Source organism: Acinetobacter sp. C32I, assembly GCF_023702715.1.
Classification (GTDB): Bacteria; Pseudomonadota; Gammaproteobacteria; order Pseudomonadales; family Moraxellaceae; genus Acinetobacter.
The window spans coordinates 3261246-3284244 of sequence record NZ_CP098480.1 but is presented as its reverse complement, the minus strand read 5'-3'; the positions used below and the strand labels follow the sequence as shown (position 1 = coordinate 3284244).

At 41.3% G+C, this 22999-nt stretch carries 23 protein-coding genes; 14 read left to right on the top strand and 9 right to left on the bottom strand.

Going from position 1 to position 22999, the window contains the following annotated elements; all coding sequences use genetic code 11:
• Nucleotides 1-134 precede the first annotated feature (134 nt).
• Nucleotides 135-1409 carry an OprD family outer membrane porin gene (locus tag NDN13_RS15680; RefSeq protein WP_065344198.1) on the top strand — a complete coding sequence of 425 codons (1275 nt, stop codon included), beginning with the start codon at nt 135-137 and terminating at the stop codon, nt 1407-1409.
• A 99-nt stretch (nt 1410-1508) separates the two neighbouring features.
• Here the strand turns inward: NDN13_RS15680 and ppa are convergent, their stop codons facing one another.
• Together ppa and NDN13_RS15670 are read right to left on the bottom strand one after the other, a co-directional pair.
• Entirely contained in the window at nt 1509-2036 is a 528-nt protein-coding gene (gene ppa, locus NDN13_RS15675) for an inorganic diphosphatase (protein WP_004656389.1), read from the bottom strand.
• A 115-nt stretch (nt 2037-2151) separates the two neighbouring features.
• Entirely contained in the window at nt 2152-2550 is a 399-nt protein-coding gene (locus NDN13_RS15670) for an MAPEG family protein (RefSeq protein ID WP_101235865.1), read from the bottom strand.
• 150 nt (nt 2551-2700) lie between these two features.
• Between NDN13_RS15670 and NDN13_RS15665 the strand changes: the two genes are divergently transcribed.
• Nucleotides 2701-3093: a hypothetical protein gene (locus NDN13_RS15665; protein WP_251116124.1), complete on the top strand. Its 393-nt coding sequence runs from the start codon at nt 2701-2703 to the stop codon at nt 3091-3093.
• A 49-nt stretch (nt 3094-3142) separates the two neighbouring features.
• Here the strand turns inward: NDN13_RS15665 and NDN13_RS15660 are convergent, their stop codons facing one another.
• Together NDN13_RS15660 and parC are read right to left on the bottom strand one after the other, a co-directional pair.
• Nucleotides 3143-4822 (bottom strand): long-chain-fatty-acid--CoA ligase, encoded by a 1680-nt coding sequence (locus tag NDN13_RS15660; RefSeq protein WP_251116123.1) that lies wholly within the window; start codon nt 4820-4822, stop codon nt 3143-3145.
• Nucleotides 4823-4978: 156 nt separating this feature from the next.
• Nucleotides 4979-7198, bottom strand: coding sequence for a DNA topoisomerase IV subunit A (gene parC, locus NDN13_RS15655; RefSeq protein ID WP_251116122.1), 2220 nt, complete (start codon nt 7196-7198; stop codon nt 4979-4981).
• Between the two features lie 278 nt (nt 7199-7476).
• On the opposite strand from parC, the gene NDN13_RS15650 reads away from it, so the two are divergent.
• The 5 genes from NDN13_RS15650 to NDN13_RS15630 all read left to right on the top strand — a co-directional run bounded on the left by NDN13_RS15650 (nt 7477) and on the right by NDN13_RS15630 (nt 10080).
• Complete coding sequence (locus NDN13_RS15650; RefSeq protein ID WP_251116121.1) at nt 7477-7983, top strand: PAAR domain-containing protein; 507 nt, start codon at nt 7477-7479, stop codon at nt 7981-7983.
• Nucleotides 7967-8722: a hypothetical protein gene (locus tag NDN13_RS15645; protein ID WP_251116120.1), complete on the top strand. Its 756-nt coding sequence runs from the start codon at nt 7967-7969 to the stop codon at nt 8720-8722. Before NDN13_RS15650 ends, NDN13_RS15645 begins: the two co-directional genes overlap by 17 nt.
• Before the next feature lie 3 nt (nt 8723-8725).
• On the top strand, nt 8726-9067 hold the full coding sequence (locus NDN13_RS15640; RefSeq protein WP_251116119.1) for a hypothetical protein: 342 nt from the start codon (nt 8726-8728) through the stop codon (nt 9065-9067).
• Nucleotides 9068-9564: 497 nt separating this feature from the next.
• Nucleotides 9565-9741, top strand: coding sequence for a hypothetical protein (locus NDN13_RS15635; RefSeq protein ID WP_251116118.1), 177 nt, complete (start codon nt 9565-9567; stop codon nt 9739-9741).
• 3 nt (nt 9742-9744) lie between these two features.
• Nucleotides 9745-10080 (top strand): hypothetical protein, encoded by a 336-nt coding sequence (locus NDN13_RS15630; RefSeq protein WP_251116117.1) that lies wholly within the window; start codon nt 9745-9747, stop codon nt 10078-10080.
• A gap of 359 nt (nt 10081-10439) precedes the next feature.
• Here NDN13_RS15630 and NDN13_RS15625 read toward each other — a convergent pair whose 3' ends face one another.
• The 4 genes from NDN13_RS15625 to NDN13_RS15610 form a co-directional block, all read right to left on the bottom strand.
• Nucleotides 10440-11084, bottom strand: coding sequence for a trimeric intracellular cation channel family protein (locus NDN13_RS15625; RefSeq protein WP_004802075.1), 645 nt, complete (start codon nt 11082-11084; stop codon nt 10440-10442).
• A 52-nt stretch (nt 11085-11136) separates the two neighbouring features.
• The gene (locus NDN13_RS15620) at nt 11137-11607 is read right to left on the bottom strand and encodes a YchJ family protein (protein ID WP_251116116.1); all 471 of its coding nucleotides are present in this window, start codon (nt 11605-11607) and stop codon (nt 11137-11139) included.
• A gap of 81 nt (nt 11608-11688) precedes the next feature.
• Nucleotides 11689-13272 carry a TerC family protein gene (locus tag NDN13_RS15615; protein WP_251116115.1) on the bottom strand — a complete coding sequence of 528 codons (1584 nt, stop codon included), beginning with the start codon at nt 13270-13272 and terminating at the stop codon, nt 11689-11691.
• Nucleotides 13269-13514 carry a hypothetical protein gene (locus tag NDN13_RS15610; RefSeq protein ID WP_425551393.1) on the bottom strand — a complete coding sequence of 82 codons (246 nt, stop codon included), beginning with the start codon at nt 13512-13514 and terminating at the stop codon, nt 13269-13271. The genes NDN13_RS15615 and NDN13_RS15610 overlap by 4 nt, the downstream gene beginning before the upstream one ends.
• A gap of 84 nt (nt 13515-13598) precedes the next feature.
• Here NDN13_RS15610 and NDN13_RS15605 point away from each other — a divergent pair, with 84 nt between their 5' ends.
• Nucleotides 13599-14222, top strand: coding sequence for an LOG family protein (locus NDN13_RS15605; protein ID WP_004656405.1), 624 nt, complete (start codon nt 13599-13601; stop codon nt 14220-14222).
• A gap of 55 nt (nt 14223-14277) precedes the next feature.
• On the opposite strand, the gene NDN13_RS15600 is transcribed toward NDN13_RS15605, so the two are convergent.
• A complete protein-coding gene (locus NDN13_RS15600) occupies nt 14278-16065 on the bottom strand; it encodes a choice-of-anchor I family protein (protein ID WP_251116113.1) in 1788 nt (595 codons plus the stop codon).
• 164 nt (nt 16066-16229) lie between these two features.
• Here NDN13_RS15600 and mdtD point away from each other — a divergent pair, with 164 nt between their 5' ends.
• From mdtD to creC, 6 genes are all read left to right on the top strand, one after another.
• Entirely contained in the window at nt 16230-17618 is a 1389-nt protein-coding gene (mdtD, locus tag NDN13_RS15595) for a multidrug transporter subunit MdtD (protein WP_251116112.1), read from the top strand.
• Nucleotides 17619-17669: 51 nt separating this feature from the next.
• Complete coding sequence (locus NDN13_RS15590) at nt 17670-18638, top strand: hypothetical protein (protein ID WP_251116111.1); 969 nt, start codon at nt 17670-17672, stop codon at nt 18636-18638.
• Between the two features lie 10 nt (nt 18639-18648).
• Nucleotides 18649-19410 carry a glycoside hydrolase family 25 protein gene (locus tag NDN13_RS15585; protein ID WP_251116110.1) on the top strand — a complete coding sequence of 254 codons (762 nt, stop codon included), beginning with the start codon at nt 18649-18651 and terminating at the stop codon, nt 19408-19410.
• Nucleotides 19400-20467: a DNA polymerase IV gene (dinB, locus tag NDN13_RS15580; protein WP_171550320.1), complete on the top strand. Its 1068-nt coding sequence runs from the start codon at nt 19400-19402 to the stop codon at nt 20465-20467. The genes NDN13_RS15585 and dinB overlap by 11 nt, the downstream gene beginning before the upstream one ends.
• Nucleotides 20468-20772: 305 nt before the next feature.
• Nucleotides 20773-21492: a two-component system response regulator CreB gene (gene creB / locus NDN13_RS15575; RefSeq protein ID WP_251116109.1), complete on the top strand. Its 720-nt coding sequence runs from the start codon at nt 20773-20775 to the stop codon at nt 21490-21492.
• 42 nt (nt 21493-21534) lie between these two features.
• Nucleotides 21535-22962, top strand: coding sequence for a two-component system sensor histidine kinase CreC (gene creC / locus NDN13_RS15570; protein ID WP_251118249.1), 1428 nt, complete (start codon nt 21535-21537; stop codon nt 22960-22962).
• Nucleotides 22963-22999: the final 37 nt, after the last annotated feature.

Here is a 22999-nt window from a genome sequence, read left to right as displayed (position 1 = left end):
TAAAATTATATAAGTATTTTATTTAATATTAATTAAATTATTTTAATAAAAATCTATCTTTTTTATGCATAACTTATACAATTGGTCAAAATTTCGGTCTTATCCCAAATTTAATTTTTTTAATGAGGCGAGCTATGCCAAAGGCAAATAAACTTACTTTAGCGGTTTTGATTAATGCCGCGTTAATTACCTCAACATATGCAAGCGAACAAAGCGAAGCAAAAGGACTTGTTGAAGATGCCAAAGGGGATATTTTATTCCGTACTGGTTATTTAAATCGTGACAAAAAGAATGGTGTCGAAGACACAAGCTCATATGCTCAGACGGCAATGGTGAAACTGGAAACTGGTTTTACTCAAGGTTTAGTTGGCTTTGGTGCAGGTGTTATCGGTGATGGCTCTTTTAAATTAGGCTCAAACAACAACTCTGGCAACGGTATGATTCCGAAGCATCCAGACGGCTCAGCTTATGATCACTGGGCACGTGGTGGCGGTTTTGTAAAAGCACGTATTTCTAATACAACTGTGACCTACGGTACTCAAGTTTTAGACATCCCTGTCTTAGCCAGCAATACCACACGTTTGGTTCCTGAATACTTTGAAGGTGTTTTGGCAACCAGCCGTGAAATTGATGGTTTAGAGTTAACTGCGGGTAAATTCACCAAAGACCAATACTCAGATCAGATCAATACCGATGGCCGCCGTCTTGATCGTGCTGTGGTTTGGGGCGCAAAATACAAATTCGATGACAACTTAAATGCCGCTTACTTTGGCTTAGACAGCAAAGATAAGTTGGATCGTCATTATATCAATGTGAACTATAAGCAACCATTAGATAAAAACAGTGGTTTGACTTATGACTTAAGCGCATACCATACCAAGTGGGATGAAAAAGGAAGTACTTATTCAAGTACAACTGATGATTTGTCTAATCGTAAAAATACCATTTGGGCGCTTTCTACAACCTATAACACAGGTCCGCACAGCGTGATGTTGGCTTACCAACAAAACAATGGCAATACTGGTTATGACTATGGTGAGAATGCTGATGGTGCACAAAGCATCTATTTGCCAAACTCTTACCTGTCTGACTTCATTGGTAACAGTGAAAAATCTGCGCAGCTTCAATATAACGTCGATTTTGGTAGCTATGGTGTTCCAGGTTTAAGCTGGACCACTGCGTATGTTTACGGTTGGGACATCAAAGTTAAGAACTTGACTGACAATGCCAAAGAACGTGAATTCTTTAACCAAGTGAAATACACCGTTCAATCTGGTTTTGCGAAAGATGCAAGCTTACGCTTACGTCATTCTTACTACCGTGCAAGCGATGAATATCAAACAAATGCCTACATTGGTGATACCAACGAATGGCGTATCTGGCTTGATATCCCTGTGAAATTATTCTAATTCACCGTCGATCAAGCAATAAAAAAACTCCATTCGAATGAATGGAGTTTTTTTATGATCAGCCACTAAATAAATAGGAACTGATCACACCGACTAAAATTACTTTTTAGCCGCTTCAATCGCTTTAAGTACTTCTGCTTTCGCAACATCCGCACCTTCCCAGCCACTGATTTTTACCCACTTACCAGGTTCTAAATCTTTGTAATGAGCAAAGAAGTGCTCAACTTGGCTGATCAATAACGGTGGAAGATCCGTATATTCTTGAACATCTTTATAAAGTGGAGATAATTTTTCGTGTGGAACAGCGATGAGTTTTGCGTCGATACCACCGTCATCTTCCATTTTCAATTTACCGACTGGGCGGCAACGAATCACAGAACCAGCAGCAACAGGGTGTGGAGTTACAACAAGTACGTCTAATGGGTCACCATCTTCAGACAAAGTATTTGGTACATAACCGTAGTTTGCTGGGTAGAACATTGCTGTACCCATGAAACGGTCTACAAATAACGCATCTGAATCTTTATCGATTTCATATTTGATTGGCGCTGCATTTGCAGGAATTTCAATGATGACATAGATGTCGTTTGGCGCGTCTTTACCCGCAGGAATATTGCTATAGCTCATATCAACACTCGTTTATATTGTGAAGTCAGATGTAAATCGGACAGATTATAACGTGAATACAATGAAAATGATGCTAGATATACACCGAGCTGGTGAATTTTATAGCCAGCCATGCTTAAGTCATTTTGATTGTGATCACGAACAGTAAAATTGGACAAAGTAGCGAGAAAAACCAAATGATTGAACGTAAAGTTGCAAGATTGGCTAAATAACAAATCCCATAAATCACGCGAAATACAATATAGGCCCAGCCCAAGCTAAAAATGAATCGCTCTGGTACCACCATATATTCAGCCATCAAGATCGCAGCGATAAACAAAGGTAAGCTTTCAAAGCTATTCTGTTGCACGGCATTGGCGCGTGCAGACAAGCCCGTGGTTTTGGCTAAAAACTCACGCGGGTTTTGATTATCTTTTGCTTGAAAACCACCTTTTGATTTCGCAATCAAGGTAAACACATACGGCAACAAACATGCGACTATAATCATCAATATAATGCCGCTAATACCTTGCATGCTGAGATCCATCATTTGAAGTTCTTCTGATCATGCTATCATAATCTATAATTTATTGAACTTTCATTTGTGCTTGTTCAACAAGCGTTTCTTTTACACAGCATGTTTGTGTAAAAGTTGTGTTTTTTCATACAGTTTTAAGGTCAACCTATGCAGCAGCAAGATCAAAAAGAAATGTTTGATGTTCTGGCACAGCAACGACAACATCAGCTTTTGGTTGATCGTGTATTGAAAGTCGTGCTCCCAATCATGGCATTTTTACTCAGTGTCATTTGTGCCAATCTGAATTGGCAGTCGACCTTGGGTACTTTTGTGATCCTCAGCATAGCCTTTTATGCGGTCGGTATTTACCGTTTGACCCTGTGGCACTGGCTCGCAGTGATTGTGCTGTATGCTATTGCTGATAATTATTTTAGCTTCAATAGCATTGATCCAACCCGTTTACGTTTCCAACTGGCAACCATGGTGGTGTTTGTCGGCATTGTCGGTATCGGACGACCGTATATCGATCGCTGGTTAATGAAATCAAATCGTACTAAATAAATCCAAATATAAAAAACGCCGCAATTGCGGCGCTTTTTTAGCTTTATTCTTAAGCTGGTTTACGTAAGTCTTTACGTAAGATTTTACCTACGTTTGACTTCGGTAATTCTTCCATAAACTCAACATAACGTGGGCACTTATAACCCGTTAAGTTTTGTTTTGCATAAGCAATGATTTCTTCAGTCGTTAAAGATGGATCTTTCTTCACGATGAATAATTTTGGCACTTCACCTGATTTTTCATCTGGAACGCCAATTGCAGCCACTTCCAATACTTTAGGATGTTTCGCAATCACTTCTTCAATTTCACTTGGATAAACGTTGAAGCCAGAAACCAAGATCATGTCTTTCTTACGGTCAACAATCTTCACATAACCACGTGAATCCATCACACCAATATCACCAGTACGGAAGAAATTGTCAGCGGTCATCACTTTGGCAGTTTCATCTGCACGGTTCCAATAACCCTTCATCACTTGTGGGCCACGAATCGAGATTTCACCTTGTTCACCCAGTGCAACTTCGTTACCGTCGTCATCCAAGATTGCAACTTCAGTTAATGGCAATGGAATACCAATGGTGCCACTGAATTCAGTTGTCGCAGGTGGATTTGCTGTTGCAACTGGCGAAGTCTCAGATAAACCATAACCTTCGATAATGGTTGTACCTGTGATCTTTTTCCATGCTGCTGCAGTCGATGGCAATACTGCCATACCACCACCCATCGCCATCTTCAGATTGCTATGGTCAAGCTGTTTAAATTCTTCATTGTTCACCAAAGCATTAAACAACGTGTTTACCGCTGGGAAGAATGAAGGTTGGTATTTACGTAATTCACCCACAACCGCAGGTAAATCACGTGGATTCGGGATCAAGATATTGGCTTGGCCTTTGTACATACCGTAAAGCGCACACACCATGAATGCAAAGATGTGATACAGCGGCAATGCACAAACAATGCGATCACCTTTCGCGCTGTCAGAAGCACCAAACTTACTTGAGAAAATGGCTTCACACTGAAGTAAGTTCGCCACAAGGTTACGATGCGTTAATTCAGCACCTTTAGAAACACCTGTAGTACCACCCGTATATTGCAGGACCGCAGTATCACTTAAGGTTAAGCTTGGACGTTTATAATTGCTTGGATTGGCTTTGTTTAATGCAGCATTAAATTTGGTATGGCCCGGAATATTCCACGCTGGGATTTGCTTACGCACTTTACGTAGCACGAAGTTGACCAATGTGCCTTTTAGCGTACCCAGCATATCACCTACAGAAGCCACCACAACATGCTTCACAGGTGTTTTACCAATAATGCTTTGATAAACGCTGGCAAAGTTTTCAATGATTACCAACGCTTCAGCACCCGAGTCATTCAATTGATGCTCAAGCTCACGCGCTGTATACAGTGGGTTCACGTTTACAAGCACTAAACCTGCACGGAATACACCTAAAGCCACCACTGGATATTGGAAAACGTTCGGCATCATTACCGCAACACGTGTTCCTTTTGCTAAACCTAAGCTTTGTAAATAAGCAGCGAATTTACGGCTAGCGACTTCTAATTCATTAAACGTTAAAACTTTATCCATGAAGATAAAGGCATCACGTGAACCAAATTTTTGGAAATTGCGTTCAAAAATATCAACAAGTGAGGTGTTTTCAGCAGGCAGTTCAACTGTTTCTGGAATTCCTGTCTTTTGGTATTCAGCAAACCAAATCTTTTCCATAATGCCATTATCTCCGAGTGGTAATCCTTAAAAATGTAACAACGTTACGTCCATGACAAAACATTTTTTTTAACTTTTTGAATTGCCCTGTCAATCTATTCAAACAATATGAATACATTGTCATATATAACGTATTTGTATCACAGAATACTAGCCTTATCTCTGAATGAAGAGTCTATTTGCTTTTTGATATCCACGTGGTAAAAGTTGCCCCTTTGTTGCTCTTTTTCCTAGATATTTTTGGAGATCGTCCCCTTTCAGTTTTAGATGCTGTTGTCCTGCAGCGACTTGGATTATTTCATCTAAACTCAGGGTTGTCATGGATAAAATTTGCTCTTTTTCATCAAGTTGTATCAACTTGTTACCTTTACCTTTATTCAGAACTGGAAGTTCATCTAAATCAATAATCAGTAGGCGCCCAGATGAACTGAGAATTGCAACATGGCTTGCTTGCTGGATCGGAAGCAGTGGTAAGGCTGTTCCCTTATCTGCAACCGTCAAGAATGCCTTACCCGCTTTGGCATTGGTATCCAATTGCGCAGCTTGGGTTTTAAAACCATAACCTTTAGAACTGACCGCAAGTAATTCACTATTATCATCTTCGATAAAGACTTGAATAAATGAAACCCCACTGGCTGGAGACAGTTTTGAACTGAGCGGCTCTCCTAAGCCACGCGCCGACGGTAAGCTGCTAATTGGCAAGGCATAACTACGCCCTGTTTCATCCAAGAAGTACACCCGCTGATTGGTTTTACCCACCGCATGACTTAAATACTGGTCCCCCGCTCGGAAGTTAAGATTAGCAGCATCCACTTCCGCACCTTTGGCAGCACGCACCCAACCAGCTTCTGACAACACCACGGTCACCGCTTCGGCTGGCATTAAATCTTGCTCTTTGATCTGTACCGCATCTGCACGAGCAACGATTGGTGAACGGCGATCATCACCAAATTTTTTCGCGTCTTCTTTTAATTCACTGATAATAAGATTTTTCAATGATTCTGGATTTGCCAATTGCTCACGAATAATCGCGGCTTTGGCTTCCAGTTCTTCTTGCTCACGGCGAATTTCCATTTCTTCAAGCTTGGCTAAATGGCGGAGCTTGAGTTCCAAAATTGCTTCAGCTTGAATCTCATCAATACCAAAATGCTGCATTAATACAGGTTTTGGCTGGTCTTCTTCACGAATAATCCGAATCACGGTATCAATATCTAAGTAGGCAATTAAAAGACCTGCCAAGATATGTAAACGCTTTTCAATTTTGGTTAAATGATATTGCAAACGACGGGTCACGGTTTGCTTACGAATCTCAATCCACTCTAACAAGATTCGGCGAATAGATTTCACCTGTGGACGACCATCCGCCCCAATCATGTTCAGGTTGACACGATAGCTTGATTCTAAATCAGTCGTCGCAAACAAATGACTCATCACCGTTTCTGCATCGACACGATTAGAACGTAGCACGATCACCAAACGGGTTGGATTGCGATGATCAGACTCATCTCGAATATCGGCAACTAGTGGCAACTTCTTGGCAATCATTTGATCGGCAATTTGAGTCACAACTTTTGAACCAGAAACCTGATAGGGCAATTCGCTAATCACGATTTCATTTTTTTCGACTGTATACACCGCCCGAACACGATAACTACCACGACCTGTAGTTTGAATTTTCAGTAATTCTTCAGGCGGAGTAATAATTTCTGCTTTGGTCGGTAAATCTGGTGCAGGAATATATTCTGCTAATTTTTCATCGGTAGTTTCAGGGTTACGAATTAGCGCAATCGTCCCTTTCACCACTTCACGCAAGTTATGTGGCGGGATATCGGTTGCCATCCCCACCGCAATCCCCGTGGTACCATTCAATAAAATATTGGGAATACGTGCAGGTAAGGTGATTGGCTCTTTCATTGAACCGTCAAAGTTATCCTGCCATTCGCTGGTGCCCTGCCCAAGCTCGCTCAGTAATAATTCACTATAAGCCGAAAGTTTAGCTTCGGTATAACGCATGGCCGCAAATGATTTTGGATCATCAGGCGAACCCCAGTTGCCCTGACCTTCAACCAATGGATAGCGATAGCTAAATGGCTGTGCCATCAATACCATCGCTTCATAACAGGCTGAGTCACCATGCGGATGGTATTTACCGAGTACGTCACCGACGGTACGCGCCGATTTTTTCGGTTTGCCTGTCGACTTTAAGCCCAGCTCGCTCATCGCATAGACAATACGGCGCTGTACAGGCTTTAAACCATCACTGATATGGGGCAATGCACGATCCATAATCACGTACATGGCATAGTTCAAGTAAGCCTGCTCAGTGAATTCGGCTACGGAACGGTTTTCTGTTGCATGATGTGCAAGGCTGGTCATTTCAGCGAGTCATCCAAAATCATTTATTATCGTCAATGTTTTGTATGCTATGTGGATGAAGGCGTTGTGACAAGCCCTTGTTGTTGTTTAAACGTCAAATGGTGTCTTGTTGGTTAAGCCATAACTTCTTTTCTAGACATTCTGTAATTCCACCAATGCACCACCTTTGTATATAAAAAGTAAAAAATATTAACAAAACTAGAAACCCTAACTATTATTAAGAATAATTTAATTAATTTTTTATATTAAGTTCAAAAAAACAAGAACAGGAATCAAAAATGAGAGCATTTGGAGTTCATGGATCAACGACAAATCATGGTGGTTTTGTACAAGCAACACAGCAAAGGAGTTCCTTCAATGGACAATTATTTTTAAGGGCTGGGGATGGCTTTTTTTGTCCACGTTGCAAATGCTGGTCAACCTTATTAAAAAGTAATGACCATGTCATCTTTGATGGTATCGCAGTTGCCTTTGTGGGTGATTTATTTTCCTGTAGCGCGTCTTTACAACCCAAACAAAGTCATGTCATTGGCGATGCAGGCGGCGCACCATGCCCATCAGCATTTCGAGCAGAATCCTCACAACGCTACTCTGGTCAATTTCAACTCATCAATGAAGATGATCAACAACCACTTGCCAATGTGAAATATGTCATTGAACTTGCAAGTGGTGAAAAAATCCAAGGGACAACCGATGCTTCAGGCCATACGCATAAATTAAATGATACAGAACAAGCTGAAGGGATCAGCATAAGAATAGAAGAGTCTGATGATCATGGTTACTAAAAACGTATATCGCACAACAACCAAACAAAATGCTCAAGTTGAACAGGTCAAAATGAATTTGCCTGTTCGTTTAATGATGATTGGTGGCGCAGTTAAAGCTAGTGATAATTCAGCTTTTAATTTTGCTTCCAAGAATGTAGCTTCCGATTATAAAAATGATCTACCAGTCAAAAAATTTCAAATAAATAATGGAGCAAAAACAATCGTTTCAGCAATAGCCAGTCAGTTGACTAATACAATCCAATCTTTGGATATTTTCTGTCATGGAGACCCTGATGGTATCTACTTTATCATTGGCTCATCTTTGGAGAAGAATGTTGAAAATTATATAAAAAAACAACTAGCTTCTAATCTTTATGCTTCAAAAACTCGGTCTCTCGTAATGGGATTTTATGACAATGGTAATAAAATTAAAAATCAATATGCAATTTCGGATTTAAACCTAAAAGCTTTTACTAATGAGTCCAAAGTTGAGATACATGGGTGTAATACAGGTTCTGGCGAAAATTGCTTTGCCTCAGAGTTTTCTAAGCAGCTCTATAATGCAGGTAAATTAAAAAGTGTTGTAATTGGTCATGCATCCAAAGCAAATCCAAACATTGATGGTACAACCTCTATTAAAGAACAAGATTATCGGCATGGTATTCGAATAATTTTCCATAATGGAAAAGCCATTAAAAAAGTGACAAGTTCAGGTAGAATATCTGCTGATATTATAAGATTAGCTTTAGGAAACTAATTTATGGAAAATATAGACCATTGGATTAATATTTATAGTATATTTTTTTCTATCTCCATTCTTTCAGTTGCATTTAACCTCTCACTTTGGGTTAAAGATATTGTTAATCGAATTTTATTAACAATCACATTAACAGGATTAATAAATTTTTTATTAAATTGGTTTATATTCCCAGAAGTATCAATAGGCTATAAACAGCAAGAAGAAATGGCTTCTTTCATATATCTTGGGTTTTATAACAACTTGTTTTTTAACTTCATCCCAGCTCTAATCTCTTTATTATCTTTAATTATTATAATCATTAGAAATCTACCTAAAAATTTTTTTAGTAGAAAAAAAGCGTAAGACTAAGGCACAACAAAGAAGAAGAGAAAAGTCCTTGACCTCATTTATCAAAAAAGCTTTAGGTGATTAAATGGAAGAGTACAACTACTGGATTACGGTTTATTCTGTAATTTTCACTTTATTAATCGCATCATTAAGTATAAATTCCATCCTACTCATAAAGAGGAAAATTAATAAACTGCTATTCTTCTTCTTTTTTTCAGGAATATATTCCATTATTTTGAATTACTTTTTTTCTTATGCTTCTATAGGTTACATGGAACAAGATTTTTTATCTACTTTCATTTACAAAGGGTATTCATCCAATCTTTTCTTTGGAATTCTACTTCCAATAATATCTGCCACATCTACAGCAATCATTCTAATAAGAATTATCTTAAATATAAGAAATTTTTATTTAAAAAAACTTAATCGTCACACTGTTTTCTATCATCGATAGTAATACGGCTTGCTGCACTGCTATCAATCTTTTATTTAAGACGAGTAAAAGTAAAAGCATGGTAATTGGTCATGCATCTAAAGAAAATCCAAACATTGATGGTAAAACCTCTATCAAAGAACAAGATTATCAGCATGGTATTCGAATAATTTTTCATAATGGAAAAGCCATTAAAAAAGTGACAAGTTCAGGTAGAATATCTACTGATATTATAAGATCAGCTTTAGGGAACTAATATATGGAAAATATAGAGCATTGGATTAATATTTATAGTATATTTTTTTCTATCTCCATTCTTTCAGTTGCATTTAACCTCTCACTTTGGGTTAAAGATGTTGTTAATCGAATTTTATTAACAATTACATTGACAGGAGTCATACGTTTTGCTTTGAATTGGTTTATCTTTCCTGAAGCTTCTGTAGGATATACTCAACAACAAGAAATGGCATCTTTTATCTACCTTGGTTTCGATAAAAATTTATTTTCTGGTGCTCTCCCATTCTTTCTTTCTATCTTTGCTTTAGTTGCTTTAATTTATAGAATCCTACCTAGACACAAAAAAAGCTTTAGGTGAATAAATGGAAGATTATAACTATTTATGCTGTCATCTTTACTATACTCATTGCTTCTTTAAGTTTGAACTCTCTTTTTTTAATAAAAGATAAAGTGAATAAAATTTTATTTTTCTTCATTTTTTCAAGATTATATTCTTTAATTTTAAGCTATTTTTTTGAAAAAGCCTCTATTGGCTATACTCAACAAGAAGCACTACCAACTTTCATTTACAAAGGGTATCAAGCACACTTATTTCAGTACAATATCTCCGTTTTTATTGCATTTATTTCACTTATTGCTCTTATTATAAGCTTTTGCACTAAGAGGAAACATAAAATTAGCAGTTCCTCTTTGTAAGAAATAAAATCTAACTAAATCTCAATGCTCATCGGTTGAAGACGCGGACTCGGCATCATCTTCTTTATAAATAAATTTCGGCATTTCCAGACCAAAATAAATTGCAATCAAACGTAGCGTAAAGCCAAAGACCAAGGTAAAAATCACAGTGAGATCGTGTGGCAAACCGACTTCCAAACAGACCCAATAACAAATTACCGCAACAAAGGAAATACTGGCATAGAGCTCACGACGGAACACCAACGGTACATCATTACACAGAATATCGCGCAGAATACCACCCGAAACTCCGGTTAACACCCCTGCCACCGCAGATACCACAAAACCATGTCCCATGGATAACGCAATCTGGCAACCAATGATGGTAAAGCCGATTAAACCCAAGGCATCCAGTACCAAGAAGATATTACGCAAATGGCGCATCCACTTGGCAATAATAATGGTGACAAAGGCAGCAATACAGGTCAGCACCAAATATTCAGGATGTTTGACCCAGGTTAAAGGATAATGCCCAAGCAGTACATCACGTACTGAGCCACCACCTAATGCCGTGACACAGGCAATCAGCACCACACCAAACCAGTCCATACTACGTCGACCTGCTGACAATGCGCCTGTCATCGCTTCCGCAGTAATGGCAATAATATAAATTACGGTGAGTAACATCTGCCTACATCCCTAAATCAGGCGTAAAAGTGTGCGCTATTCTAAGACAAACTTAGATGAATTGCGCACAACATTGTTTAAATTTTTTCCCCGAGCCACAAATGCAAGGTTGTTTCATGGTGATTTGCATGTCCAAAGTCGGGTCAAGGAAATACCACTGCTGTTGGTGCAATACAAAATGTGAAATTTCATGATGAACATGGGCTTGCGTACCATCATGATAATGTGCCTTGAACTCAACCAACGCATGGGTTTTATCCAGCTTGGGTTGATGCTGCACCACGTCCAGTTTGAGCCATTGGTTCGATTGACTCCAGTCGGCAATCGCAGCCCGATCTAAAGCGCTTTGTTGACCCAAGGCTGTCGTTTGCAAAATATAGTCAATCTGCTGCAAGGCAAAAGCACTATAACGCGAGCGCATTAATTGCTCTGCAGTTTGCGCAACTTGCTGTTTTAAATGCAAAGGCTGACAGCACGCAGCATATTGCCCTTGCCCACATGGACAATTTTGTGATGATGTCATTTCCGATTCTCAAATAAAAATAGCCCTGAGACAAACCTTGTACCGCAAGGCTAAACTCAAAGGCTATTTGCTAAAACTTAATTATTTCTCGGTCGTCTTCTCTTTCGCAATAATGCGCACTTTTTCAATCTTGTGCCCATCCATTGTCACCACCTCAAAACGATAGCCATCCACTTCAATCATGTCACCATTTTCAGGTAAACGACCCAGATGGAATAAGATATAGCCCGACAAAGTAGAGTATTCTTCGCTTTCATCGACCAAATCTTTGCCCAATAACAAAGAAACATGACGAATGTCGGTTGAACCTTCTAGCAACATCGAACCATCATCTAGACTTTCCGCAGTTGCTTCTAGCTCATCTTCATCAGGAAATTCACCTGCAATTGCTTCTAGCATATCAATCGGTGTTGCTATCCCTTCAATCGAACCATACTCGTTCAGGACAATCGCCATTTGTAATGGTGCTTGACGTAATTGCTCCATCACCATCAGGACTTGTGCATTTTCATGCACAATCACGGGCTCGCGTAAGTGCTTAGTGAAATCAATGGCACCTGTTTCGATATATTCATTCAATACTTTATGGGTCAGAACAATCCCTTCAATATTGTCTAACTCACCGCGGGCAATGATCAAACGCGAATGGGTCATTGCCATTAAACGTTCTTTTAACTCAGCAGGATCATCATCTAAGTCTAGCCACTCTAACTCTGGACGTGGTGTCATCACCGACTTGACTGGACGCTCAGATAAACCCAATACCCCTTGAACCAAGACACTGTGATATACCCCATTGTCTTCATCAAAAACTTCTTTGGCATAGGCCTGTGTCGCTAATACATCTTCAGCTTCTTTGTTCTGACTTTCGTTACTATTGCCTTTACTGCCCAACATACGCAGTACAGCAGAAGCGGTGCGGTAACGTAAATCAGTGGTGGTGACCAATTTCTCTTGGTTACGACGCATGGTTTGGTTGACCATTTCCACCAACACCGAGAAACCAATCGCAGCGTATAAGTAACCTTTTGGAATATGGAAACCAAAGCCTTCGACCACCAATGAGAAACCAATCATCATCAAGAAGCCAAGACACAGAATCACCACCGTTGGATGCTTATTGACGAAATCCATCAATGGGCGTGAAGCCAACAACATGATACCAATCGCAATCGTTACCGCGATCATCATCACCGAAAGCTCTTTCACCATCCCCACTGCAGTGATCACACTGTCGAGCGAGAAGACAGCATCAAGCACCACGATCTGTACCACCACCATCCAGAACACAGCATGCACCGGATTTTCTTCTTTATGTGCCTGCTTGCCTTCAATGCGTTCATGCAGTTCCATGGTGCCTTTAAATAACAAGAACACACCACCAAACAGTAGAATCAGGTCACGTCCAGAGAAGGGATGGTCAAAAATATGAAACAGCGGTGTGGTTAAAGTCACCACCCATGCGATCGAGGCAAGCAAGATCAAACGCATTAACAGGGCGAGAATTAAACCAATCTTACGCGCAGCATTACGTTGTTCTGGTGGTAATTTTTCTGCCAAAATTGCAATAAAAACAAGGTTATCAATACCCAATACAATTTCAAGCACCACCAATGTAGCTAAGCCAACCCAAGCAGCTGGATCTGACATCCATTCCAGAATCATTGAGGTGACTCCTCTGCAAAATCAGCAATATTGTTATGAAGTTGAGATTTTAAAAGGTCGGCATAAGCAGCCAAAACATTTTTTTTAGGAAAAAAGAACAATGCGGAGCGACAACAACCACTACTCATAGAGGGACAAAGATTAATAAAAGGATTTTCAGTATAGGCAAGATTGCAGTGAAATTCATCTTTTTTTATGTTGAGGATGTTTTCAAATTCTTTCGAGACGCGACAAAAGCCCATTGTATGTAAAATGTGCATAAAACTGTCACAAACCTGATTTAGCCTAGACAAGCACAGCGAAAATGATAAGGTGAAAATAAACGAATGAATAGTGTATTAAGAATGACAGAGAAAAAAAGCATTAACCCAACTCCCATTACCACCCAATCCCTTATTGCCTTATATTGCGGTTCGCGTACAGGCAACAAGCCTATTTATCGAGATAAAGCCATTGAACTTGCCCAGCATATTGCCAATCAAGGTTTTGGGATTGTCTATGGCGGTGCCAGTATTGGTTTAATGGGACAAGTCGCAGATACCGTACTGGAACATAGCGGTGAAGTAGTCGGTGTGATTCCAGAATTTATGCTGGATTATGAAATTGCCCACCATAAACTGACCGAACTGCATATCGTCAACAGCATGCATGAACGTAAGGCACTGATGGCCGAGCGTGCCAGCGCCTTTATTGCCCTGCCTGGTGGTCTAGGAACTTTTGAAGAGATTCTGGAAATTGCCACCTGGGGACAGCTCAATCAGCACCAAAAACCGATGATCATCTATAACGTCAATCGTTTTTATGATGCCCTGATTGCACAGCTTGATCATGCGGTAGAAGAAGGCTTTTTACCACCACAACATCGCGCCAAAGTGATTATTTGTGAAACACTGGAACAGATTTCAAGTGTGATTAAAAACTTAAACACACCCAGCCATATCGAAGTCTAAAACATACCCATAAAAAAAGCGGATCAAAAAGATCCGCTTTTTTTATATTGAGAACTTATTGTACATTCACTTGATATAGCGCAGTTGAACCACTGACTTCATTCCCCACCACCAATAAAGGCTTGCCGTTTGGTGAGTCTTTTGCAGCAATAAAGATCAAGCCTTCAGGCCCTAAATCGCCCTGTTTTGCAGCATCGATTTCAACAAAATTACGTGTGCTAAAATATTCAATAAATTTCGGTTTATTCGGTGTGGTGATGTCATACACCATCACCCCACTCATTCGCTCCAAACCAATAAAGGCAAAAGTTTTCTGACCAATCGTGCCGATAGCAATACCCTCAGGCTCAGGGCCTTTATTATCACTACGGTCATCAAAAGCCACTGCTTCATGGTCACTATTAAAATAGTTCGGGAACAATTCAGCAGTTTTCTTTTCAAACTCACTGCCAGAGTCCCAAACCAACTGACCTTGAGTATTCCAGATACTGAATGAACGCGCGCCATAAGCGTAGAGCTTGTCATAAGTGAGCAAGCCATTGGCATCGAGCTTGGCTGAACCATCTGCATTGGTTTGATAACCCATGTTCCATGCAATATTGAGACGCCCCAATGCCGCATCATCACGGCATGCACCCGCAGTTGTCGCAGTGGCACCACAATATGCAAAAGTCACTGGATTGAGTTTCGCCCCTTTCACCCCAGCAGCCAGTTGCTGTAAATGTGCTGGATAATCGCCATCCTGATTAAAGCCTTTACTGTTAAACAAATGCTTCATTCGGATATTTTCAACAAAGCCTTTACTGGCATCGCCCGCATAATAGGCTTTGGAATCCTTCAACCATTCACGGCTATCACCTTCATTGGCAGTGACCAGATAGGTTTGACCATTGGCTTGATAATTGGCAATCGAGTCAGGTTGATACATCCCGACCAAGCCAGCCCATGTTTTGATATCAATCTTTTTGTCTTTATCACTAACATCCAGTTCATTGCCAATTTGCCCATGATCTTTATAGCCCAATGGATAAATATCAGTGACTTTCTGCTGAGCGATATCTATGCGTGCAATCGCATTATTTTCCTGCAATGTCACCCAAGCAATTTTGCTGTCTGCAGCAATGGTTATATATTCAGGCTCTAGATCCTGAGCCACACTCGCATTTGGCCCAAAAATACGTACCCCTTTGCCGATTAAATCCACCTTTTGTGAATTCCACACCTTAAAGTCCGCTACGCTGGCTTTGGGTTGTTGAATATTGCTGATATCAATAATGCTGACTGAACCTTCAGGATCAACCGAGTAATCATCGTTTGGCTCGCCTTCATTGGCCACTAAAACAGTTTTGCCATCGGGGCTAAAAGTCAACATATCGGGCAATGAACCCACAGCAACTTTGCTGATAAAACTTAAGTCCTTGGCATTAAAAAACACCACGATCCCTGTATCGGTTTTCTTCTCGGCTTGGACTGCAATTGCTACAATGCCATTTTTAACTGCAACGCTGTTCACTTCCGAGTTGGCTAAATAAGTACGGGCAGAAAGTTCTGCAATATGGACGGGCTTTTCAGGTTTAGATGCATCTAAAACATCGACTAAACCCTTCTGGGCATTGACCACAAAGAGACGTTTGCTTGCCACATCATAAGCAGGAATTTCAGCAGCACTTTTGGCAAAGACATTGGTCTCATAGCGCCCTAATAAACTTAATTTAATCGTTTCAGGGGTTGTCTCAACTACTTCTGTTGGCGTATTTGCGTTGTTATTGTCGTTGTCATCATTACACGCCACTAACCCCACCGACAGTAACGCTGTCAGTAATACTGAAATCTTAAATTTCATGATCAAATTCCATACAATTTATTCTGTATGGCCAATCTAGTCGTTGGTGATGCAAATTCGATGACACTTTAATGTCAGTTTCATGACCACTCTTTGACAATTTTAGGCTTTATTTCACACACAGTTGCATTAAACTAAAACTGCCTTTTTATCCATCATGGCTCATGACAACGACAACACATCAAGCGGTACAGCCTGAATTCCGAATGTTGGTGCTCTTGGTCTCGATTGGCTTTTTTATGCAAGCCTTGGACACCACCATCGTCAACACGGCAATTCCTGCCATGGCAGTCCAACTCAATGAAAATCCCCTGCAAATGCATGGCGTCATTGTGGCCTATGTGCTGTCGGTTGCGGCCTGTATTCCGCTCAGTGGCTGGTTGGCTGATCGTTTTGGCATCCGCAATATTTATCTCAGCTCCATGGTGATTTTCAGCTTGGCCTCGTTGGGCTGTGGCTTGTCACAAAACCTAGAACAATTATTATTTTTCCGCGTCATTCAAGGGGTTGGTGGTGCCTTACTGATGCCTGTGGGGCGCTTGGCACTGTTAAAACTGATCCCACGCTCCCAATTTCTGTCTGCGATGAGTCTGATGAGCCTTGCGGGTCTGATTGGCCCGTTGATGGGGCCGACCTTAGGAGGTTGGCTCGTCGAAGTGACAACTTGGCACTGGATCTTTTTAATTAATATTCCGATGGGTGTACTCGGCATGATCATGACTTTCAAAGTCATGCCAAACCAGAAAGAGCCAAGCGTCAAATCCTTCGATTTAAGTGGCTTTATCCTGTTAATGGTCGCAATGGTGGGCTTGTCTTTAGGCATTGAGAATATTGCGGCATCGCAATATTCCCGTTGGATCAGCGTGGTTTTATTGATTTCAGGACTGTTGGCAGCCACCGCTTATGCCTACCATGCGCATACGCATCAAAATGCCCTGTTTCATGGTCGCCTATTTCGCTACAAAATCTTTTCAATCGGCGTATTGGGTAATTTCTTTGCCCGCCTCGGCAGTAATGCGATTCCCTTTATTTTACCGTTGATGCTGCAAGTCGCCTTTGGCTTTGAACCTTTCTATACCGGTTTAATGATGATTCCAATGGTGCTCGGCTCCTTATTTTCCAAACCAATTATTCGGCCCTTGATTCAACGGGTTGGCTATCGTCGTTTCTTACTCACCAATACGGTTTTAGTCGGTTTATGTATCGCCAGTTTTTCACTGATGACCGCCGCGACGCCCCTTTGGTTAAAAGTCCTGCACCTGTTTATCTTTGGTACGCTCAATTCACTGCAATTCGTGGGCATGAATACGCTAACTTTGAAAGACTTAGCACAGCAGGATGCCAGTAGCGGCAATAGCTTTTTGTCGATGATCATGATGCTTTCCATGAGTATCGGGGTGGCCTTGGCAGGAACCTTAATCAATCTATTTGGTCAACAGTTTTCCAGTGCCTCGATTAGCACCGCCTTCCACGCGACTCTGATTACCCTTGGCTGTATTAATATCATTACCGCCTTGGTGTTCTGGCAAATTCCCAAAGAAACCACAGATTAAATTTACGGACCTAAAGTTCGTCATCCAATAAACAGAATAAGGAAAAATAAAATGATCGTTCCACAGCATTGGGCAGAAGCTAAAACAAAAACCAAGATTGCAGGGCGACAATACACCATTAAACGCTTTGGTTGGTCAGATCAAAGCCTTGCAGCAGCGCAATCGCATGCCGAGCAACGAGTAGCCGAAGCAATTGAAAGGATTAAGGCTGGCGAAAATATCCGAAGAATCGACCATAAAGTTCCCTACAATGGTGCCGAGGGTGTACCAATCAGAGAACAGATTATTGCTCAGCATGACGATGTCATTATCACGCGAAATTCCTACGGCGCATTATGCTTAAATACCCCAGATGTGTTATTTGCAGATATCGATTTCGAATACGCACCTCGATTTAGACTGTATCTATTGGCTTTTTTATTGTTAATGCTGCTCACAAGTATTGGAGCTGTTTACTTAGGTTCATGGATAATCTTGGGAGTCGGAGTGATTGTTTCCCTCATCTTGACAGGGCTGCTTGGCAAAGGACTGTTCTACTTACAAAGCAAGTTATTTGGAACACCAGAACAGCGTGCATTTGCATCAATTCAAGATTTCTCTCAACAGCACCCCACATGGCATTTACGCGTTTATCTCACACCAAAAGGTTATCGTGTTTTGGCAATGCATCAAACCTTTGAACCTAAAAGTGATAAAGCTCAATTATTATTCAATGCCATTCATGCGGATCCTAACTACGTCCGAATGTGTAAAAATCAAAATTGTTTCCGAGCCAGAATCAGCCCAAAGCCTTGGCGAATTGGTGTGAATCGCTTAGCACTCGGCGTTTGGCCAGTGAGTGAAGCCCGTTTAGCGATCCGTGAAAACTGGGTTCGAGACTATCAGAAACAAGCCGAGAACTATGCATCATGCAAATTTGTGGCACAATTAGGCAGTCAGGTCACCCACATGAAGGCGAAGCGAGTACAATCTCTACATGACCAATACTGTAAATCTGACACTCGCTTAGACATTGCATAACACAAACGATATGGCAAAAAAATCTGCAAAATTTCCGTCGACACCACATTATCCGACTTATGCCAGTATCGGTTTAGCGGTTATGCTGGGTGTGGTCAGCTACTTTGGCTTGTTCTATCAGCAGAAAGCCTCGGCACATGATTATTCCATTCGCGGCTTTGATGTGTCCCATCATCAAGGCGAGATCAACTGGAAAAAAATCTCGCCAATGCAATATCAATTCGTTTATTTAAAAGCCACGGAAGGCGGTGATTTTAAAGATCGTAACTTTCAGCAGAATTGGTTAAAGGCGCGTGAACGTGGCCTACATGTCGGTGCTTATCATTTTTATCGGCTGTGTCGTGATGGGGCTATACAAGCGGAAAATTTTATTGCGACCGTTCCGAAAAAAGCGGATGCCCTGCCACCTGTGATTGATTTGGAATATGACAGTAACTGCATCAACACCTATACCAAAGAGCAATTACTGAAAGAAATTCAGGTCATGCATGACCAACTGCAACAGCATTATGGCAAACAACCGATTTTTTATATTTCAAAGAGCTTTTACCATATTGTGCTGATGGGGAACTTTAACAACACCCCGTTATGGGTCAGAGATTATGAGGGCAAACCTGAACTCAAAGATGGTCGACAATGGCTGTTTTGGCAGCATAGCAGCCAAGGCAAAATCGACGGCGTTCCCAAAGCCGTGGATTTAAATGTTTATGCCGAATCACCAAAACAATGGCGGATTTTTTTGAAAGCACAAGGCATTGAAGATGCCAAATGAGTTACGCAAAATCATCCATATCGACATGGATGCTTTTTATGCCTCTGTTGAACTCAAAGATCGCCCCGAACTAAAAGATTTGCCTGTGGTGATTTCCTCTCATCATCCAAGAGCTGTCATTGCCGCAGCGTCTTACCCTGCCCGTGTCTTTGGACTCCGTTCGGCTATGTCGATGGGACAAGCCAAAAAACTCTGTCCACAGGTCATCGTAATTGAACCCAATTTTGAAAAATACCGCGAAGTTTCAGCGCAAATTCATCAGATTTTTCAGCAATACACCCCCTTGATTGAACCGCTTTCTTTAGATGAGGCCTATCTGGACGTGACTGAAAACTTAAAGAATATTGCCAGTGCCACCGAAGTCGCTGCACAGATCCGTGCTGATATTTTTGCAGTCACAGGACTAACCGCTTCCGCAGGTGTGGCACCGAATAAGTTCTTGGCAAAAATTGCCTCGGATTGGAACAAACCCAATGGTTTATTTGTGATTAAACCGAATCAAGTGCTACGTTTTATTCAAGATTTAGCCTTGAATAAAATTCCTGGCGTGGGCAAAGTCACCCAAGAACGATTGCAGCAACTGAATTTACATACCTTGGGCGATCTGCAAAAAATCGACGAAAATGTGCTGATTCATCATTTTGGCAAATACGGCAAACAGCTGTATTTATATGCGCAAGGCATTGATCACCGACCTGTCAAAGCAGAACGGGAACGTCAGCAGATTTCCAAGGAAATTACTTTTGACGATGATTACACCCTTGCTCAATGCAGCCATGCGTGGCAGCCCTTGACCGAACAAGTCTGGCGCAGCCTGAATAAAAAACAATTAACCGCGCGTGGTGTGACCGTCAAACTCAAGCTTAAAAACTTCCAAGTCTTACAGCACAGTAAAAGCTTTAAGCAGGCGCTGCAATCGCAACAAGACTTGGGGCAAGTGGTACTACAACTGCTCGATGAAATGCATATCGATCCAGAATTCCAATTCCGTCTGGTCGGCGTCGGGGTATATCAGTTACAGGCGCTAGAAGAAGAATCACAGCTTTCTTTGTGGTAGTGCTTCTTTTTTGCACAAAAGTACAATCCTTACTGAAAATTATGTTTGCTTTTTATCCAGTTTTCAGTACTCTAAGCAACGCAGTAACATTATCCTTGTTATTTGCTTTGCTAAAGAAAACCTCACTTTTAGCATCTGCTCCTGTGGTTGGCGTGACGATCAAATCCGAAGATTACAGGGCACTTCAGGTCTTCTTTTTCTATCCTCTTGTTCCTATCAAAAAATAAATATTTTCCACTACGCACCATCATAACTTCAGTTAAACTCAGCAGATAAAATTAGAAAATTCTGTATGAACATGCCTTATGAAGCAAAAACAAATTCTTTGTGTTGAAGATGAAGCCGCCATCGTTCTGCCGCTACGTTATGCACTCGAGCGTGAAGGCTGGTCAGTCAGTTGGGCCAATACAGGCACACAGGCACTGCAATTACTGACGCAACAATCCTTTGATTTTATTATTTTAGATGTCGGACTCCCCGATCTTAATGGTTTCGAAGTCTGCAAACAATTACGCCAGAAAGATCAAACCCCTTTACTGTTTTTAACAGCCCGTGATGATGAAATTGATCGAGTGGTGGGTCTCGAAATTGGAGCGGATGATTATTGCAGCAAGCCCTTTAGCGCACGTGAAATTGTGGCCCGAATCAAAGCGATTTGGCGCAGAATGGAAGCGCAAACTCAGCCTGTTACAGCCTCTGTAGCAACGACGAAAACTGAAGTCATTTTGCAATCGACAATCTGGTCATGCAACCCGCAGTCCTTACAGATTCATTATCATCAACAAGTACTACAACTGACTCGCTATGAATACCGCTTGTTATTTTTACTGATTCAGCATCCAGAACAGGTGTTTAGCCGCCAACAACTGATGGATCATATTTGGGAACATCCAGAGCATAGTTTGGAACGTACAGTCGATACGCATATCAAAAGTTTAAGACAGAAGCTCAAACAGATTACCCCAGATGATGACCCAATTCGCACCCATCGTGGCTTTGGCTATAGTTTGATGAAGTTGAGCTAAAGCATGTCTATCTTTGTCCGTATCTGGTTTTTCTTTAGCTTGGTGGTGGTACTGAGTCTAAGCTTTATCGCCTATACCCTGACCCAACAGGTAAAACCCAATGTACGACAAGTGGTTGAAGATACCCTCGCGGAAAATGCCAATATCATTGCCCAACTGATTGCGGAAGATGTCTATCAACATCAGGTGGATACGCCAGAATTTGATCAAAAAATTCAGGCAGCGTTATCCCGTCAACTGAATGCCACCATTTGGCAGCATCGCAAAGAACAGATTAATCAGCAACTGTACATTACCGATCCCAAAGGCATCGTGATTTATGATTCTGAAGGACAAGCCGTTGGGCAAGATTATTCCAAATGGAATGATGTCTACTTAACACTGCGTGGTAAATACGGCGCACGTTCGACCGCAACCAATCCCTATGACCGCAATAGCAGTGTCATGCATATTGCAGCGCCGATTATTTATAAGCAACAATTGCTCGGCGTGGTCAGTATTGGTAAACCGAACCAGTCGGTACAACCCTATATCGAACGTGCTGAGCAACAACTGATTTATCAAGCCCTCTGGATTGCAGCACTCAGCCTGCTCTTGGCTAGTATGGTGGCCTATTGGCTAAGACATAGTATTGATCGGGTTCGACGCTATGCACAGGCGTTGGCACCGGTGAATCAGGCACCTTTCTTTTATTCCGCTAAAGAACTCAATCAAGTGACTCAGGCACTGAGTGAAATGCGCGAAAAACTAGAAGATCGTGGCTATGTGGAGAACTATGTCAATACACTCACCCATGAACTTAAAAGCCCGCTCACCGCCATTCAAGCCAGTGCTGAACTATTACAAGATGATATCCCTCTAGCTGATCAGCAACAGTTTGCCCATCATATCATCCAGCAAAGCCAGCGTTTGCAATCCTTGATTGAACGAATGTTGTTATTAACACGACTCGAAAAAAATCAACATGTTCTAGAGTTTCAAAACTTAGACCTGAACGAGCTCATTCAACAATGCTTTCAGCAACAACATAGTGCTTTGCAACTGAAACAGATCCAAACACAGCTTGATCTCCCCCAACACTGTGCAATCCACGCCGATCCATTTTGGCTGAAACAAGCGCTGAATAATCTGTTAGATAACGCCAGAGACTTCTGCCCACCACAGGGGAAAATCGCAGTTCAAGTTCAGCAAGACCCAACCCATCAAAGCATCACTTTGTTGTTTTTTAATGAGGGCGATGCGATTCCTGAATACGCCTTAAACCGTGTATTTGAGACTTATTTTTCACTGCCTCGTCCGCATAATCAGCAACGCAGTACCGGCATTGGGCTCAGTATCGTCAAACAAATTATTCAGCAGCATCACGGTCAGATTCGTATCCAGAATATTGAAGCGAATCGCCTCGACTTCTTAGCAACCCATCAATCTGGTGTGCTCTTGACCCTCACACTTCACACAAACTTCACTTAAGCTTCAAACCGAACTCATCCGAAGCGCATCTCGCATA